General features: G+C 48.4%; 11 protein-coding genes. All 11 read right to left on the bottom strand.

Translation table 11 applies throughout. The annotated features are described in order from the left end of the window. Nucleotides 1-36: 36 nt before the first annotated feature. Nucleotides 37-921 (bottom strand): NAD(P)-dependent oxidoreductase, encoded by an 885-nt coding sequence (locus tag AC3WTJ_RS03450; protein ID WP_492520572.1) that lies wholly within the window; start codon nt 919-921, stop codon nt 37-39. Between the two features lie 51 nt (nt 922-972). After that, nucleotides 973-1,854, bottom strand: coding sequence for a carbohydrate ABC transporter permease (locus AC3WTJ_RS03445; RefSeq protein WP_157318785.1), 882 nt, complete (start codon nt 1,852-1,854; stop codon nt 973-975). A gap of 34 nt (nt 1,855-1,888) precedes the next feature. Further along, nucleotides 1,889-2,806, bottom strand: a complete 918-nt coding sequence (locus AC3WTJ_RS03440; protein WP_379172534.1) for an ABC transporter permease — start codon at nt 2,804-2,806, stop codon at nt 1,889-1,891. Between the two features lie 347 nt (nt 2,807-3,153). Then, nucleotides 3,154-5,481 (bottom strand): helix-turn-helix domain-containing protein, encoded by a 2,328-nt coding sequence (locus tag AC3WTJ_RS03435; protein ID WP_492520571.1) that lies wholly within the window; start codon nt 5,479-5,481, stop codon nt 3,154-3,156. A gap of 154 nt (nt 5,482-5,635) precedes the next feature. Next, nucleotides 5,636-7,198, bottom strand: a complete 1,563-nt coding sequence (locus AC3WTJ_RS03430; RefSeq protein WP_492520570.1) for a type 2 periplasmic-binding domain-containing protein — start codon at nt 7,196-7,198, stop codon at nt 5,636-5,638. Nucleotides 7,199-7,406: 208 nt separating this feature from the next. Continuing rightward, nucleotides 7,407-8,858: a CoA-acylating methylmalonate-semialdehyde dehydrogenase gene (locus AC3WTJ_RS03425; RefSeq protein ID WP_492520569.1), complete on the bottom strand. Its 1,452-nt coding sequence runs from the start codon at nt 8,856-8,858 to the stop codon at nt 7,407-7,409. Then, entirely contained in the window at nt 8,855-10,045 is a 1,191-nt protein-coding gene (locus AC3WTJ_RS03420; RefSeq protein WP_492520967.1) for an iron-containing alcohol dehydrogenase, read from the bottom strand. The genes AC3WTJ_RS03425 and AC3WTJ_RS03420 overlap by 4 nt, the downstream gene beginning before the upstream one ends. 17 nt (nt 10,046-10,062) lie before the next feature. Beyond that, nucleotides 10,063-12,207: an alpha-amylase family protein gene (locus AC3WTJ_RS03415; protein WP_492520568.1), complete on the bottom strand. Its 2,145-nt coding sequence runs from the start codon at nt 12,205-12,207 to the stop codon at nt 10,063-10,065. Nucleotides 12,208-12,384: 177 nt separating this feature from the next. Then, nucleotides 12,385-14,487 (bottom strand): hypothetical protein, encoded by a 2,103-nt coding sequence (locus AC3WTJ_RS03410; protein ID WP_492520567.1) that lies wholly within the window; start codon nt 14,485-14,487, stop codon nt 12,385-12,387. A 453-nt stretch (nt 14,488-14,940) separates the two neighbouring features. Continuing rightward, the gene (locus tag AC3WTJ_RS03405; RefSeq protein WP_407873138.1) at nt 14,941-16,365 is read right to left on the bottom strand and encodes an NAD-dependent malic enzyme; all 1,425 of its coding nucleotides are present in this window, start codon (nt 16,363-16,365) and stop codon (nt 14,941-14,943) included. 79 nt (nt 16,366-16,444) lie between these two features. Continuing rightward, entirely contained in the window at nt 16,445-18,628 is a 2,184-nt protein-coding gene (locus AC3WTJ_RS03400) for a malate synthase G (protein WP_492520566.1), read from the bottom strand. Nucleotides 18,629-18,631 lie beyond the last annotated feature (3 nt).

The following is an 18,631-nucleotide window of genomic DNA, read 5'->3' as shown; positions in this document are numbered from 1 at the left end:
AGACGTCCCTCCGCTTCATTAGAAAATCTGGCGATTTTAACGGTATATTTTGACCAGTGCCTGCGTACCTCTGCTCTCTTCTCCTGCCGCAGCCAACTTCTCATACAGCGTCTTTGCCAGCGATAACCCGTATGCCTCAAGCCCCATGTCCTCAGCGGACTGCAAGGCAATGCCCAAGTCTTTGATCATATGCTTGACATAAAATCCAGGCTCATAATTGCCTTGAATAATCCTTGGTGCAAGGTTGCTTAACGACCAACTGCCGGCAGCTCCGGTTTCTATGCTTTTTAGCACCTTGGCAGGATTCAAGCCCGATCGTTCAGCATAAACCAGCGCTTCAGAAACACCCATCATGTTGGCTGCAATCGCGATTTGATTGCACATTTTCGTATGTTGACCAGCGCCTGCTGCTCCTTGATAAACGATATTGCTCCCCATCGCCTGAAAGACAGGCAGGACGGCTTCGAAAGCCTCTTCGCCACCGCCAACCATAATGGATAGCTTCCCGTCTCTAGCCCCAATATCTCCGCCCGAGACTGGTGCGTCCAGCGATTGGAGTCCTCTTTGCCGAGACTCCTCGTAAATCCGCGCCGCCAATGCTGGACTTGAGGTCGTCATATCTATCAAGTAGGAACCTGGTTTCGCAGCAGCTACGATTCCTGAAGGCCCTAGGAAAATCTCCTCCACATCACTCGGATACTCGACCATGGTAATCGTCACATCCGCTTGGCGAGCTACGTCCGCAGCGCCTTCTTTCCATATAGCGCCCTCGTGCAGCAGGTCTTCCGCCTTGCTTTTTGTTCGGCTGTATACGTACAGGTCATATCCGGCTTTCATCAGATTTCGCGCCATGCTTTTACCCATTACTCCCAGACCGATAAAACCGACTTTGGCTTTTCCTGCTGATGCTAGTTCATTCATTCTTATACCCATCCTTTGACTTTAAAATTTGTTATACAGATTTACCTACGATCACCCTTTGACAGAACCCAGCATGACACCTTTGGCAAAATGCTTTTGCAAAAAAGGATAAACGAGCAGGATAGGAGCCATAGCCAGCATAATAGCCGCCATGCGGATCGTTTCCTGAGGCACAATCCTGTCGTCTCCGCCTGCGCCCGCTTGTCCGACACCAGTGGAGTCCGAATCGATGACAAGGGATTTAATCAACACTTGCAGCGTCCACTTTTTGGAATCCGAGATATAGATGAGTGCGTTGAAGTACGTGTTCCAATGGGAGACAGCAAAAAACAGCATAAATGCGGCGATTGCCGGCATCGACAGCGGGATGATGATACGCAGAAATACCCCAACCTCCGTGCACCCGTCAATGCGTGCGGATTCCTCCAGCTCCGGCGGGTGCGACTCCAGGAAGCTTTTAATGACAAGCAAACTCCACGCGCTGGTAAGCGTTGGCCAAATCAGCGACCAATACGAGTTCAGCAGTCCCAGCTGCTTGATGAGCAAATAACTCGGCAATATGCCCGCATTAAACACCAACGTGAAAATGACGGCTGCCAGTAAGATCTTTCTTCCCGGAAGTGTTTTCTTGGTCAGCACATAAGCGAAGCTGAAAGAGACAATGAGATTCAAGATTGTTCCGATGACCGTGACAAACACCGTACTTTTTAGCGCATGGATAAAGCTGTTGGTCGATAAAATATATTTATAAGCGGACAACGACCACTTGTCTGGAAACAAATAAAATTTCAGCGGGATGTACACCTTCGGATCGGTAAAGGATACGCTAAACACATAAATAAACGGAAACAAACACACAATCGAGATCAAGGCCAACAGCGAATAGTTCACATAATCAAACATGGTTAGTTTCTTTTTGGCAACAAAGCTCATCGTTCCATCCTCCCTTTTTCAATCCCTGATCAGCTCAATATATCCCCTCGTGCCCAAGCTTCTTCACAATATAGTTGGAAACCAAGACCAGTACCAAACCGACCACGCCTTTAAACATCCCAACCGTCACACCGATGCTGACTTTCCCTTGCAATACGCCTATGCTGTAGGCATACGTATCGAAGACTTCCCCTACGGAAGAAACAAGTGGGTTCATCATGAGAAGCACCTGCTCGAAGCCGACATCCGCCATATGCCCGAGACGCAAAATCAATAAAATGATAATCGTGGGCCGGATGGCAGGCAGTGTAATATGCCAGATCTGTCTCCAGCGGCTTGCTCCGTCTACGACGGCTGCTTCGTACCGTTGGGGATCTACCCCAGCCATGGCAGCCAGGAAGATGATCGTTCCCCAGCCGGCTTCCTTCCACATATTTTGTGCGGTAATAAGCGCCCAGAAATAATTCGGATTGGATAAGAAGGCGATCGACTCATGCCCCCAGCCCGTAATGACTTTGTTTACGATCCCCACATCCGAAGACAAGATAAAGAATGTTAGACTGACAACGACTACCCAGGACAAAAAGTGCGGCAAATAGACGATAGATTGGTTAAAGCGTTTAAACGCTTCATGTCGCACTTCATTCAGCATGAGTGAAAGCACAATGGGAACAGGAAACATGAAGATCAAACCAAAGATGTTGATCGCAAACGTATTGCGCAGCATGATATAAAAGTTGGGATCCGAAAACAGCTCCACGAAATGCTTCATCCCCACCCATTCACTTCCGCTTATTCCTGCATAGGGATTATACTCGGTAAAGGCCAGCACCAGCCCCCACATCGGAGCGAATTTAAAGACGATGAAATAAAGCACGCCAGGTAAAGCAAGTAAATAGACATATTTGTGCCGGGCCAAATTTGTCCAGCTGCGGGAGTGGGTCTTCGCCATAGGTTTGGTCGTTAACTCTGCTGTCGACGGCATCATCTTGCACCTCTCTTTTTAGATTCCTGGATGTTCTGATGTTCTACGCTCGAATTCATGTAAACCCTTTCAATACAATTCTTACTATATAACCGGACTGTTAGGCATCCTATAGACAATTCTTGAGAAACTTGGGCTGACTGTGCGAACATCAAGAATTGTCCTTGCAGCAAGATCTGTCCGGTATCCATAGCAGCGAATTTCACAGAACGGTGTGCTCAACGCAAATATAGGGGTAAGCTTCGCTTACCCCAGCACCCAATAGAGGCTGCCCCCGCCATTGCCATGGCTTTCGGAACAACCTCCAACTGCTGTTAACGTTGACGTGTCCGAAAACTACTCGGAGACATTTTAATAAACCGTTGAAAGATACGGTTCAGGTTACGCTCGGAATACCCCACGGCCAGCGCGATCTCACTTACGTTTTGATCCGTTTCCGTGAGCAGCCTCTTCGCCTCATCGACCTTGCACTCCACAACGAAATCAAGGAAGTTCACACCCATCTCCTTTTTAAAAAGACGGCTTAAATACGAAGGACTGAGCCCTACTTGCTCGGCGCATTGCACCAATGACAAATCGCTGCCGCAGTTCGCCCGAATATGCTTGCATACTTGCTGGATAACGGATTGGCCGGATTCGTTCCGGTAATTCGTTGTCAGCCAGATGTACATCGGAAATAAGCTGCCTGCAAACCAATCCGCGATTTCCTGCGACGTCTGCCTGGTGTGAAGCTGCCCAAACCAGTCGTGATCCAAGATATCGAGAAGTGTGGCTCCTTGCTTTTCCAAAGATGAAATGAGCGTGGACAGCAGTAGATGATAGCTTTGATAAATAAAACGATAGGACTGGGAAGCGCGAATCGCTTCGGAAAAAGCGCATAAACCTTCCACTGCCAGCTCCAGCTCCCCTTTATCCAAGGCGTCAATAATGGCGGTCTCGAATTCCCGAGGGTAGCGGAAAGCCGTCTGCTTCTTCTCATTTTCCAAATGTTCAATAAACAGGACGTTTTTCGTATGGTTAAAAATGCGATACTGCAGCGCGCTTTCCGCTTCTTTGCAAGAAACGGGCACATCCTCGATATGAAAGTAGAACCGGCCGACGCCAGCCGTCGCCTTCATCGACAGATGCTCCTTCAAGGAGTCGCAGACGGATTCCGCATATTCTTCTGTAAGACGAAGCATCTCTTCTTGCTCCGTATCCGCCCTGAACTGCAGCAGCGCTACCCCCCGGCCTCTGTCAGGAATCACATACCCGCGCACGCTGGGATAAGTCTGAATGATTTCTTGCATGACATTGGAGATGACAAAGGCAATGATTCCCTTTTCATCCGGCCGAAAACGCTTCTCCCTCGCAATATTATCGGCATCCACAATGATGGCGACATTCGTCGCATGTACGGTAATGCCATTGGCTTCACAATCACGAAGCAGCGGTTCTTTTCTTAAGTATTCGCCGTTAATCAACTGCTGAAGAAATTTCTCCCTCAGTGTAGGTTGAATGCTAGCCATAAAACCACCTAGCTTTTCCGTTTCCATGTTTAGAAAATCCAGACATTCCTTGATATAATCGAGTTCATTTTGTTTATTTTGGATTTGCCCGATCCTCAGCGCCTTGCTATGCTTCATCAACTGTCCGATGGGGTTATAAGCCCACTTGGAATTGAAATAGGTCAATACGACTCCGAAGGTAATGAAAATAAACAAAAATAGAAGGGTTACATTGCGTATCCAGTTCAGCTGGCCGGCAATGGTTTTCTCAGGTACGATGGTAACGTAAATTCGCCCGTATATATTTTTGGTATATAGAAAATGCGCTTGTTCCCCATCGATGCCTTTGCTCAGGAAACTGCCAGTATTGCTGCTTCTATCCTTGATACCGTCTATGCTGCCCAAACCTTTCATTAAAGCAAGAACCTGATCGTAACCCAGCTCCTCACTGCCAGGAACAACCTTATGATGAATGACGAACAAATTCTGTCCCATCGGCAGTAAATACGTGTCGGAATCCAAAAATTCACTGATCGCAGACTTTTCAATTTCAAAAGCAAGAATACCTTGCGCTTGACCGTCGCCCATATTAGGAAGCCGGCGGGCAAATGTCACATAACCGTCCTTCTGCGCAGAAGGCAAGTAGGCCCACTGAGAGAGTTCTTCGCTAGCGATAATCGTATCAATATCATTTTTATAGGGATAACTCTCTTTTTCGATAACTCCGTAACGGTTCGATAACACCACATTTTCCACGGTATTGTAAAAATAAACTTCATCAATAAAACTGTCGCTATTTTTGACCAAATTGATTTTATCCAGGAAATCCCGATGCCACAGCCAGCTGTTGTCTTGATTCGGGTCTAGGAAGAAGCCTGTTAAAATAGGATCAACTGCGAGCTGAAGCGATTCCTGCTCAATGGTCTGAAAAATTCTCTCCGCACGATCCTTCATGCTCGATAACGACGAATTGCTTTCGTTCATGATTTGCTCCTGCGCCCGGTTCATAGCGAATTGATAGTACACTGCACTAGCCAGTATTAAAGGAATGCAAACAGAAATGCATCCAAGCCAAATCAGCTTATACAAATACCTACCATGACTGGTGACATGTTTGGAACCTGACTGACGAATGTGTTTTATCCAGTTACTCATATTGCCCCCCACATCCATTTGCATGTTTATACGGTCTAAGTATACTTCGCTTTGTCCTAAGACGAACCCTTTGGCAGCAGGTATTCATTTTAAGCCCTTTCATATAGCAAAGAGGAGTCTAAGGCCTTAGCCTGCGATCTCCTCCTGCTTATTCTTATTTGCCGAAATACTGCTTGTAGCTTTCCGCAAATTCCTTGTAGGCTTTCTTCAAGTCCTGATTTTCATTCAGTTTATCTACATAACTCTTGTACTCTTCCATCGTAATCTGGCCAACAATCGCTTTCGTTGCCATTGCTTGCCATTCCTTCTCATATTTTGGCCACACGTTCGTCCACGTATTGGAATTGATAATCGAGAACGGATTAAGCTTTCCTACTTGTCCGTAGACTTCGACTTCTTTCATTTTGGCATCGTTGTAAGCTTTTGGCGCTGATGGATTGAGCACTTTCATCTTGTTGTTAAACGCCAGTGAAAATACCTGATTCGCATTGGTGGTAACCTGCTTGACTCCCAAATCCGTCAGCTGCGGTTGGCCATCTACGACTTTGTTGTGCACACCTTCGATACCGTAGTAGTTAAAATCCGTATATTCAGCCGTCGTGGTTTTCTCAAAATAATCAAGAATTTGCTTCACTTTGGCTTCCGGCACCTTTTTGGAAATATAGAATGCGCCGAATGTCGGATTCGCCAAACTGACCGTCACACCGCCAGGCCCTTTAAGTGGCGGGAGGGTAATGACTTTCGCATCGGGCTGTGTCTTCTGGTTCATCTGCTCCCACGTATAATCGCGCCAGATATTTCGTACATAGGAGGCGGCGCGCCCAGTTGCGTACATTTCTTCCGCTTGTGTTTTCTTCATCGAAGAGAATTCTTTCGCCAGAATGCCGTCTGCATACAGTTTGCGGAGCCATTCGACCATTGCGGTATAATTAGGCGTTAATTGATTTTTGATCAAGCCGCCGTCTTTATCATAAACCGGGTCAAGCGCGCCGAAGGCTCCTGAATACGTATCATCACCGTCAGCCAGTAAGAAGCCGTGACCAATGATGCCAATCGTATCCTTCTTGCCGTTGCCGTCTACGTCACTGTCCACAATCTTTTTCAGATCTGCCGCATACTCATCAATCGTAGTAGGAATAGGCAAGTTTAGCTTATCCAGCCAATCTTTGCGCATTTTAATGCCCAAATCGATTTGTGGACGGTTGCGAGGAATGCCGTATACCTTTCCATCTAATTTCATATAGTTCCAAACGTTCGGGCCACTATTATTTTTCATGTTCGGGTATTTGCTGAAATCGCCGAGGAATGGCGTCAAATCCCAGAAAGCTCCTTGATTGATGGCCTGAAGCAAAGTAGGTCGGGTCATATTGGTGGATACAATGATTTCAGGCAAATTCCCCGATGCCAGCACCAGGTCAAATTTCGTATCGTAGTCGCCGGATGGAACCCATTCCACATTTAATTGGGTATTGGTTTTCTTCTGCCATTCCGTCCAATACTCATCATTCATGTTCGGCACATCCGCATAAGAAGGAACAAGGAATTGAAGTTTCAACGGCTCCGCTGATGCTGGTGTTGCCTTGTTCGAATCCCCCTGTTTCGCCGCATTGTCTGCACCTCCCGCCGGTGCGCTGTTCTCCCCACATCCTGCCAAGACGCCAACGGAAAGCATGCTAGCCATTATCAAACTGAAACACTTTCGATAAAACTTCGACATCGGAACCCCTCCTCAAGTTATTTCGAATCGCGTGACCATTCGCAAGCCCGCTGTATTTCGGTAACGCTTACATTCCTTATTCTAGCTTCTCATCCGGAAGCAAGTTAGTGACACTTCTTGTTCTTGCGGCCATTTGGAGCCAACCGCAAATTTTGTCCGGGCGGCAATAAACTGTCTGCTCCCCATTGTAGCACGGGCGGCAAGCCTCTTAGTAGCGCGAAGTTACCATTTTCTTGCGGGTGTAGAATTCAACCCCGTCTCTGCCATTAGCATGCAGATCCCCATAGAAGGATTTCTTGAAACCTGAGAATGGAAAGAAAGCCATAGGCGCAGGAACTCCGACATTGATGCCAAGCATACCCGCATCGATCTGCTCGCGAAATTGCCTGATCGCTTTTGCGCTGTCTGTATACAAACACGCGCCATTGGCAAATTCCGAACGGTTGGCGATCTCAATCGCTTCCTTCAAGCTGCTTGCGCGAATAATGCTTAAGACCGGTGCAAAAATTTCATCCTGCCAAATTTTCATATCGGTTTGCACCCCGTCAAATATCGTCGGGCCGACAAAAAATCCGCTCCCCTGTGCCGCCGCCGCATCTCGTCCGTCCACGACCATTGAAGCTCCTTCGCGAATACCCGCTTCAATATAGTCGATCGTCCTGTCTTTATGGGACGGCCGGATAACCGGACCGAGGAAGACCTCGGGTTCAAGCCCGTTGCCAATCTTCAACTGGCTTGCTGCTTCCTTCAATTTATGAACCAAAGGATCAGCGATGTCTCCTACGGCTACGACGACGGAGCAAGCCATACACCGTTCGCCGGCCGAGCCGAACGCTGCGCCCAAGATATTGCTGACCGTAAGTTCCAGATCCGCGTCAGGCAGCACAATGCTATGATTTTTGGCTCCTGCCAGCGCTTGAACTCTCTTGCCATGAGCGGCGGATGTTTTGTACACATACTCCGCAACAGGTTGGGAACCTACGAACGAAATAGCCTGGATGTCCGGGTGCTCGATGATCCCGTTCACGATCTCCTTTGAGCCGTGCACTATATTAAGCACGCCAACCGGAAGCCCTGCCTCGGAGAACAACTCTGCCAACCGGTTCGCTAACAGCGGAGTTCGTTCCGATGGCTTCAGAATAAACGTGTTCCCGCAAGCAATCGCCAACGGAAACATCCAGCATGGCACCATCATCGGAAAGTTAAAGGGCGAGATGCCCGCAACGACACCAAGCGGATACCGGTACATGCCCGATTCGATACCCGTCGCAATGTCGGGCAGCTGGGAACCCATCATCAGCGTCGGTGAACCCGCCGCAAACTCGACGCATTCGATCCCGCGCTGCACTTCACCATAGGCTTCCGTGTAGCTTTTGCCGTTCTCCTGCGTAATAAGCCGGGCAAGCTCGTCCCAGTGTTCTACCAAGAGCTGCTGGTATTTAAAAAGAATGCGCGCACGCTTCGGTACAGGGGTCTCTTTCCAGGCTGTGAAGCTGCTGCGTGCTGCTTCTACTGCCGCATCTAGGTCACTGCGCGTAGACAGAGGGACTCGCGCAATAGGTTCTCCTGTCGCCGGGTTCGGCACGATCTCATAGGAGGAGCTATCGGACGGAACCCATCTGCCCCCTACATAATTTTGTATAACCGGAATCGTTGTCATCGCGCCGCTCCTTCTTCTTGCTTTAATTCGTAATCGTAACAAAATCGATATAGAGCTTCAATTTCACCTGCGGTTACAGCTCTCGGATGATTGCCGGGACTTCCGCTGGCCATCGCGTCAGAAGCCATCTGTGGAATCGCCTTTTCAAACGCCTCGCGCTCGATTCCCCAATCGCGTAAATTCGGAATTTTCATGAGGCTGCATAGTGTCCGAACCTCCTCCATGACGGAGGTTGACAGCCTGTCTCTTCCGCTATTAACGAGGTCGGGCCGCATCACGTGCCCGATCTCAGCTATACGCTCCTGCGCATAGCCTGCTGTAAATTCAAGAACGGCAGGCAGCAGCATCGCGTTGGAAATTCCGTGAGGAACGTGGAATAGCGCTCCCAACGGTCGGGACATCCCGTGAATTAAGGTCACCGAAGCGTTGGAGAATGCGGCACCTGCCAACATAGAGCCAAGTGCGATTTGCGCGAAGTCTTCCGCATCCCCCTTTTTTGCATAACAGACGGGCAAATGTTTGATCAGTAAGGCTATGGCTTGCAGAGCCCAACCGTCACTTAGCGGATTGGCCTTCCGGGACCAATACGCCTCGATGGCGTGGCACAAAGCATCAATGCCTGACGAAGCGATCACGGACGGAGGGCACGACATGCACAGCAGTGCATCTATAATCGCAACTTGCGGCACCAGCTCCGGCTGGGCGATCATCATTTTGACATCCCTGCGGGTATCAATGATGACCGTCACTTTTGTGACCTCAGACCCTGTACCCGCCGTCGTTGGTATGGCAATTAACGGCAATGGCCGATTCTCGAACTTTTTCATACCGCCGGCATAGTCTGCGATATATCCTGTGTTCGTCATCATGACAGCAGTCGCTTTGGCGGCGTCAATGCAGCTGCCTCCTCCCAAAGCGACAATCACATCGCACTGCTCCTGCCGGCAGATGGCGAGCGCTTCATCCACATGTCGGTCGGTTGGCTCCGTCTCAACACCGCTATAGATCGCACAGGAGAAGCCTGCTTGTTCCAAATAATTTCTGCATGTCTGGACGTGGCCGATTTGAGCCATAACGGGATCGCTAACGATTAGGGCTTTGCTTCCCAGACTCGATGCATAGGAAGCCACCTCTGAGAAAGCACCTAATCCTATGCTGATTCTCACCGGCATCAAAATCTCATGAATCATGCTGAGCACCCCCCTTATTCAAAAACAACGACATCATAATCGAGGATGCTGGATACGATGACAGAAACAGCATCTCCTTCTCTGGTCATCGTTAACGGGCTATGGTCGGACAGCCTGAAGGCTCGCTGTGGCTCGAAACCATCACCTAACGGCAAACGAATCGTCACGTCACGGGCCGGAATGAGTTGTCTGAACATTCTCCGTCCGCCATTCACGTTCACAAGATGAACCAGGCGCCGTTTTTCTTGAACCCTTAATGTGGCCAACAGCGTGTCCGGACCCTCCACCTGCAACGGCAACCGTTCCTTTGTCGTCCATAACACCGCATTCACCAGCATAAGCGCCCAATCCGGATAACCGTATCGTGCAAACGCGGTATCCTGTTGTCCCGGAAAATAGACCGTTCGGCCACCGCCAACATGCTCTTTCGCAATCAACATCGGCATTCCGGTATCCGGTTCCAACGTGTACGACTGCCCCTCGGGGAACACACGGAATGGCGCGGACAACGTCAACGGCACGTCGGAGTCTTGGTCTGCGGCGACCCGGCAATAAGCGTTTGAAGCCGGAATTACCGATGTATCCCCAAGCCTATCCAGCAAAGGATGCGAGGAATTTTGTACATTCAAGTAGCTTTGCTTATATACGCCATTCTCCTCTCCCATCACGGAATTCGTGCTTATATAGGAGGCACCTAATAAATTGGCCAGTAAAAAGTCTGAGCGCTTGCTGCCATCCGTATCGAACAAGGAAGTTTCAAACGTGGCGATGACACCCCCCCCGTTCTTCGCATATTGGCTGAGTGCAGCAGCTGTCTCTTCCGACATGCAGGCAGTGGAAGGCAGGATGATTGTCCGGTATTTGCTGAGATTCCCCTTCTTCACGACGGCATCCGAAATGATATCAAACGGAATGTGATTATCCGATAGCGCCAATTCAATTCCTCTGATCGCATCGACATAGTTCATCTTTGGCTTCTCTTTTCCGTAGTAAAAGAGGGTATCCTGGGAGTATACGATGGCTACGTTTGCACCGGATCGGTCATCGTTATAATATGCTTGATTGCCGGCTACAAAGTGATATAGCGATTTCACGGCCGGAAAACCTCTCTGATCCTGATGCCCCTGAATCGGCCCTCCGGATAGATTCAAGATGGCATTGCCCCCGTTAGCGTAAATCTGGGCCATATACACCTTCTGCTCAGCCGGCGGTACAGCATTTCTGCGCCACGGCCACGCTTGGAAATAGGAAGCCAGCACCCAAGGCTGATGATCGCTGACATTGTCCAGGAAGTTCGCTTCCTCCGCAGGCCACAGCAGAAAGTCCCAATGGCTTGACTCCCCTTCCACACGAATCCGGGTTTGCGCTTCCACTTGAACCGCGTCGATATAGGCCGCCATTCCTTCAATATCTAACGCGCCTTTGGTCGTCCATCCCGTTTCCCCAAAGCACACGCTGTTACACATCACCGGCATATTCGGATCAAGCGATTTCACTAAGTCATACAAAAATTTGGAACGCTCCACGACACGCTGCTGCCGCCACCGTTGGAAAGTTCCCCAGACAGGATCGTTCCAATCCTCCTTCACCGGAATCTGGCTGCCGGCATAAGCTCCGAATGCTTCTCTGCAGCGGGCACAGTGGCAAATACCGTTGCCATAAGAGGAAAAGCCGTAGCTGCCTCCGCCGAATTTGATGCCGTCGACGTTGTAGCGATTCACGATTTCACGTAAAATTTCCGCTAAATATTCATTTTGATATCCGCTTAGCGGACATGCGATATAGAAATCTCCCAAATCCTGATTTGCTTTATACGGCTTGCCTTCATGGTCACAGGAGCACCAATCGGGATGTTCTAACGCAGCATTACCTGGAATCAAACTTAGGTCCATTGCCGCCACTGCGCGGATATCATAAGATTGAACCGCTTTCACAATTTCCCCTGTCAGATCCCGATCGCCCAAAAAAGGGCTTTTTCTGATCGACAAGTTAGTAGGATGAACCGTAACATACCCTGCGCAAAAAAACGACAACACATTTACACCGAGTTCGTTCAAATCTTTCGCAAAACGCTCCGTGTCAAAATCAAGACAATCGATATCCCTGATTGTCAGATGTACGCCTCTGCTTCGCTCGCTCAACCAATCCGATTTTGCCATATTCATCCTCCAATATGCGTAGTGTGAACTCTGCCCAATCTGATTATAGATACGGTTAATGCCGCATCCTATAGACACATTTTGTTACGATGCCCCCGCTCTTGCTCAGCGCAATATTTGTCCAAGAAGTCATAATCTGTCCTTCCGTTGTTAAGCAAGTAGAAGTCATCTATTCGCTTACGTCTGATTACCGCCGGCGTGTACAAAGGCAATATCCTCAAGTACCTGCGGACGATACAGCTCCCATGAGAAAGGTGTCTTGCCAAGGTGCATCAAAGGATGTTCTACATAGTGCGCTTTGGTCACTGCGATCAGCCGCTCCCAATGTCCGGCTGCATGCGGCGCCTCCAGAAGCTGAATCGCATGAAGGCGTTCGGCTTCATCGCCAGTTCTTCTATATAGCTCATAAGAAACAGCAGCCCGCAGTTTATCCGCAAAATAATAATTCAAATGAGCCCATGCTTCTATGTCAGCCTTTTCACAACAGAGTACAGGCGTATCGGCTTTAATAGCCGCCAACCATTCGAGCCCGTGATTGGCATCCGCCTCTAACGTCTCTGCCAGCTTAATAGGTGAAATTCTGTCCGATTTTTGTCCTTCTAAGCGTTGATTCACATATTCGGACACAGATAGATACTCAGGATTGAACGTTTTCCGCACCAGAAGGTCCTGCAACGAAATAAACGATGCGCCTCCATCATATTCCGCTTCGTCCGTGGACATGAAGCCTTCGGCATACAAGGTGAAATCCCATGTGAACGAGTACATGGACGCGAGAGCCATTGGCATTTTACAAACAGCTGCATACGCTTTCAATAATGGCACTCCAATCGGTGCACGATGGCGCTGTTCAATCGCTTTCTCAAATACAGGGTCGGGTGTATCCGGTTCATACAGCAGCCTTCCCCATAGCATGTAATAAAGCCAGTTTTTTTCAAACAGATAGGTCCAGTCCATATGATCGCTATCCTTCAAATGGGCGTAATCAATGCCGGGAATCATGCATTCCGACCCGATATAGTAACCTCCAACGTATTCCTGCCCGTTCTCTGAAATATGCTCCCGGATGAAATCCGGCTGCGCCCAGCGAAGCGTGAAGAAGTCCTCGTTGCGGACCATCCAGGTGATTTTGTAATTCGATGGCGACGGTTTCCAATACCCCTCCATCCCATTCGAGCCTCCATGCGTCAGCAGCAGCTTCGAAGAGGAGTAGGCATGCGACCAATTGAATTTTACTTCCACCCATACCGGTTCAGGCATGAAGCCGTTGCTTTCTATCGCATTTCGCGTGATGGAAGGATCTACGGAAAACGGTGCGCGATGAATGAATTTCACCGCCCGGCTCGCTTGCTTCATCCCCTCAAAATAAACGTCATTCACCCAATCCTGCCGACTTTGCGGCGTCATATCGTTCATTCTTTCCCCCAGCGAAATACCGAGTCCAGTAAGATCCGGATACTCTTCAATCAGCTGAGTGACACATTCCCGGGTGTATTGTTTGATCATGTCCGTGGAGTAAGAATCTCCATAATGATAAAAGGTTTCGTCGCTTATCGCTTGTGGATCGTAATGCTCCCGATAGGCTTCCGATACGAAAATGTTCCAATTGACCATATACGTCTCGATTCCACGTTCTTTGGCCATCCGGAATAAAGCGGTCCAGTATTGTTTCCACTCCGATAGTTCTTCCTCATTGAAAGGGCATGCCTTCGGGAAATGCGCAGGACGAATCATGTAGGGAAACGGGTGCAGATTCCAAAGCGTTAACACGTTATAGCGGTTCTCAGCCATCATATCGAGAAACTTTTGCCAGAAGGCAAGATCACGGACCGTGTCTTTTTGAAGCTCAAAACACGCATTCTTTCGGTAGCTTGACCAAGGAAGATTGAATTTGATCGCACGGAATGGAAAACGAGCATTCATGACACATGGTGGGATGGCCATCAGCGATCCATAATTCCGGAGCCGCTCTTCCAGCTCCAGCGTTCCGTACATCGCCCCCGCTTCATCCCCGGCCAAAATGTACCAGGTTAAGGAGCCATGCCCTTCCCGCTTACGGAGTTCGAAACCCTCTGGAGCGACAGAGTTATCTATGGTTACGCCATGTTGACTGGCGGCTTCCTCCCTATCGGAGATGATCATTACGCTCGCAGATATAACGTTAGCTGCTATATCCAAAGGTTTAGCTGTCCTCTCAAATCGTGCAATGGTGTCTAGCAGCTTAGAAGCTGCAAAACGGATCATCGATGAATCCTTGTGATACACAACGGTCGTAGTCACTTTCAGCTCACTCCTTCCCCTCATTAAGGCATTATCGTTATCGTTGCTTCCAGCTTGATTGTAACAAGTGATTTCGAGGCATAGAACCGTCAGTTCTTGATGTCCCCTTCCTGCTTATTCAGGGACAATAATTGTCTTCCTGATCATTTTTTGTCCGTAACCATTACTGTGACACACTTGAAGCAGGTTAATCTCAAACTAGAGGAATTACCGGCCGCTATTCTAGCAAATTCAGCCCATTCCTCGCTCTAGCGGAACTGCTGGGCTTTATTTGACCGCCTAATCCTGTTTTCTTTAAAAAGAAGGACAAATAACGGCCCACGGTTCCCCTCCGTGCGAAAAAGTGGCTATTTCGCAGAAATAGCGCCCTGCAGTTCCCCTTCCTGCCCAGGAGAAACCGCTCAAGCGATAGCAGCAAAAAGGCCAACCGGATAAATTCCGGTCGACCTTATCTTAACTAATCGGCGTTAACTTACGTTCTGCGAATTTCGAGCCTCTAAACTCAGGCGGTATTCGACGTGCAACTCCTGTTTGAATGGCAGCCTGCACCACTTGATCGCGAATTTCTTGTACGACTTTCTCATTAAAAATGGAAGGAATAATATACTGTTCATTTAACTCATCATCTGTGACCGTGTAAGCAATGGCCTTCGATGCGGCCAGTTTCATTTCTTCATTAATCTGGCTCGCTCTGCAATCAAGCGCCCCTCGGAATATACCTGGAAAACATAGTACATTATTGATTTGGTTCGGAAAGTCGCTACGGCCCGTGGCGATCACTCTAACAAAAGGAGCAGCCGCTTCCGGATCGATCTCAGGCGTTGGATTCGCCATGGCGAAAATGACCGGATCATTAGCCATTCGATGGACCTCTTCCAGCTTCAACACATTCGGTCCGGATACACCAATGAAAACGTCTGCGCCATTCATAGCATCAGATAAGCTGCCTTTTGTGTTCTCCTGATTGGTGTTCCGCGCCACCCAGTCCCACAATGGATTCTCGTAGGTGTGGTCACGTGTCAAAATGCCCTGGCGATCCACAGCAAGGATGGTCTTCGCCCCAGCTCCCAACAGCATTTTAACGATGGAAACTCCCGCTGCACCAATCCCCACAACAACAATTCGGATATCCTCAATTTTCTTTTTGGTTAACCTTAGGCTATTGATTAGTCCGGCTAAAACAACCACCGCTGTTCCGTGTTGGTCATCGTGAAACACGGGAATGTCCAACTCTTCCTTCAGGCGGGTTTCAATCTCAAAGCAGCGCGGAGAACTGATATCTTCCAAATTAATTCCACCAAAGGCCGGCGCCATATTCTTAATGGTTCGAATAATATCTTCCGTATCTTTGGTATTTAAGCAGATGGGGACAGCGTCCACACCGGCCAATTGCTTAAACAACATTGCCTTTCCTTCCATCACCGGCATCGCTGCTTCAGGACCGATATCCCCTAAACCTAGCACAGCTGTACCATCGGAGATCACAGCAACAGTGTTGCGTTTAATCGTCAACGTAAAGGCTTTTTCCGGATTTTCATGAATCGCCATGCAGACTTTGGCTACACCAGGTGTATAAACCTTTGATAAATCATCCCGATTTTTCACCGGTATTTTGGGTTGGATTTCAATTTTCCCCCCCAGGTGCACTAGGAACGTAGGATCCGAGATATGATGCAGAATAACACCCGGTAGCATTCTGATTTTATCCGCTATCAATTCCTCGGCTTGTTCACCCAGATTGACGGTAATATCCCTCGTGGTCGATTGCTTATCGGAACGAATCACGTCAATGGCGACGATATCTCCACCGGCACGACTTACCGCATTCGCCACTTCTCCGAAAGTAGTCACCTTCTGATCCAATTCTATACGCAAGATGAGGCTGTTAGATGAAGATTTCACTATACTTCTCCCCCTCCGTAATACGGAAATTCTTTTTTCCTGGCCAATAACGTCTTTATCTATTTGAAGCCGGCACCATTGCTTTAAATTCCCTGCGTCTGCGATGCAAGATCGGTTCTGTGTAACCGCTTGGTTGTTCATACCCTTTGAACACCAGCTCACACGCAGCTTGAAAGGCTACCGAGTGATCCAAATTATCGGCCATCGGACGGTAAGCAGGATCTCCGGCATTTTGCTCATCGACCACCTTGGCTAAACGCTGCATAGTCTTAAGAATTTGCTCCTCTGTACAAATCCCGTGATGAAGCCAGTTAGCCAAGTGTTGGCTGGAAATACGCAAGGTGGCGCGGTCTTCCATCAGTCCCACATTATTGATATCCGGAACTTTGGAGCAACCAATGCCTTGCTCTACCCAGCGGACAACGTAACCTAGAATACCTTGAGCATTATTGTCCAGTTCCTGTTGAATTTCTTCAGGAGTCCATTGGGGTTTTGCTTCCACAGGAATATTTAGTATCTCATTCAGATAATCTTTCCCGCCCGCTTTTAATTCGTTCTGGACTTCCTTTACATCCATTTGATGATAATGAAGTGCGTGTAATGTCGCTGCTGTAGGTGACGGCACCCATGCCGTATTGCAACCAGCCTGTAGATGAGCAATCTTTTGATGCATCATATCCTTCATCAGGTCCGGCATGGCCCACATCCCTTTGCCAATCTGAGCACGACCTTGCAAGCCGCACGCTAACCCTATGGTAACGTTTGATTTCTCATAGCCTTGCAGCCAACGGGATGACTTCATATTATTTTTCCGAACCATAGGTCCTGCTTCCATTGAGGTATGCATCTCGTCGCCTGTACGGTCTAGGAACCCTGTGTTAATAAAAACAATGCGATCCTTCACTTCGCGAATGCAAGCCTTCAAGTTTACGGACGTACGGCGTTCCTCGTCCATCACACCGATTTTGATCGTATTGCGCTCCAACTCGAGCATATCTTCCGTCCGATTAAACAAAAGATTAGCAAAAGCCACTTCCTCGGAGCCGTGCATTTTTGGTTTTACAATATATACGGAACCTTTAAGCGAATTTTGATACGCGCTATTTCTCAAAAGATCGTGTTTGGCAATGAGGCTGGTTACAACGGCGTCCAATATGCCTTCGGGAACCTCTTGCCCGTTCTGGTCTAATACGGCATCAATTGTCATCAGATGTCCTACGTTCCGGACAAATAGAAGCGAACGACCAGGCAAACTAAATTCCTCGCCTGCAAGAGATGTATAGATGCGGTCAGGATTCAAAGTCCTTGTAATGATTTTATTTCCCTTCGGTACGGAAGCCGAGAGATTTCCTTTCATTAGTCCCAACCAGTTCCTGTACACCAGTACTTTATCCTCAGCATCAACTGCAGCAACAGAGTCTTCACAGTCCATGATCGTTGTTAGCGCTGCTTCCATCAGGATGTCTTTCACGCCTGCCAGATCATTCTGGCCAATAAGATGTTGGCGGTCGATTTGGATTTCAACATGTATCCCGTTATTTTTCAACAAAATTGCTGAAGGATCGTCCGCCAACCCTTGATAGCCAACAAGCTGAGATGCGTCCTTCAAACCGGTCGTTTCCCCATTGGCTAGGGAGACGGACAATTCTCCATTCACGATCGAATACCGAACAGCATCATGATGGGAGAAGTTGGACAGAGGCGCTGCTTGATTCAGGAAACCTTTGGCATACGCAATAACTTTATCTCCACGAACGGCGTTGTATGCAGCAGAACGATCGGCACCATCCTCTTCATCGATAACATCCGTTCCATATAAAGCATCGTAAAGACTTCCCCAACGGGCGTTCGCAGCATTTAAGGCATATCTGGCATTGTTGACGGGAACAACTAACTGAGGGCCTGCTTGATGGGCAATTTCCTCGTCTACCCCTTGGGTTGTAATTTGAAAATCCTCGACTTGCGGTTCCAAATAACCAATTTCTTGTAAAAAGGTTTGATAACTCTCAGCGTTAAAATTCTCTTTATTTTCAATGTGCCATCCATGAATAAGGTTCTGCAGCTCATCTCTTTTAGCTAATAAAGCTTTATTATGAGGGGCAAGGTCGTGAATTAACGTATTAAAATCTGCCCAGAACTTTTCACTTTTTAGCCCGCTGCCAGGAAGTACCTCTGAATTAATAAACTGATAAAGTACCTCAGCAACTTGTAGGCTTCCTACGTTTACATATTCGCTCATTTG

It is taken from the genome of Paenibacillus sp. FW101-FHT12H11 (assembly GCF_058790355.1).
This window is presented reverse-complemented; position numbering and strand designations above follow the sequence as displayed.

What these genes read in the sequence shown, in the direction of transcription:
- AC3WTJ_RS03450 (WP_492520572.1), bottom strand. Translation starts at nt 921, where the DNA reads ATGAATGAACTAGCATCAGCAGGAAAAGCCAAAGTCGGTTTTATCGGT.
- AC3WTJ_RS03435 (WP_492520571.1), bottom strand. Translation starts at nt 5,481, where the DNA reads ATGAGTAACTGGATAAAACACATTCGTCAGTCAGGTTCCAAACATGTC.
- AC3WTJ_RS03425 (WP_492520569.1), bottom strand. Translation starts at nt 8,858, where the DNA reads ATGACAACGATTCCGGTTATACAAAATTATGTAGGGGGCAGATGGGTT.
- AC3WTJ_RS03430 (WP_492520570.1), bottom strand. Translation starts at nt 7,198, where the DNA reads ATGTCGAAGTTTTATCGAAAGTGTTTCAGTTTGATAATGGCTAGCATG.
- AC3WTJ_RS03400 (WP_492520566.1), bottom strand. Translation starts at nt 18,628, where the DNA reads ATGAGCGAATATGTAAACGTAGGAAGCCTACAAGTTGCTGAGGTACTT.
- AC3WTJ_RS03440 (WP_379172534.1), bottom strand. Translation starts at nt 2,806, where the DNA reads ATGGCGAAGACCCACTCCCGCAGCTGGACAAATTTGGCCCGGCACAAA.
- AC3WTJ_RS03415 (WP_492520568.1), bottom strand. Translation starts at nt 12,207, where the DNA reads ATGGCAAAATCGGATTGGTTGAGCGAGCGAAGCAGAGGCGTACATCTG.
- AC3WTJ_RS03445 (WP_157318785.1), bottom strand. Translation starts at nt 1,854, where the DNA reads ATGAGCTTTGTTGCCAAAAAGAAACTAACCATGTTTGATTATGTGAAC.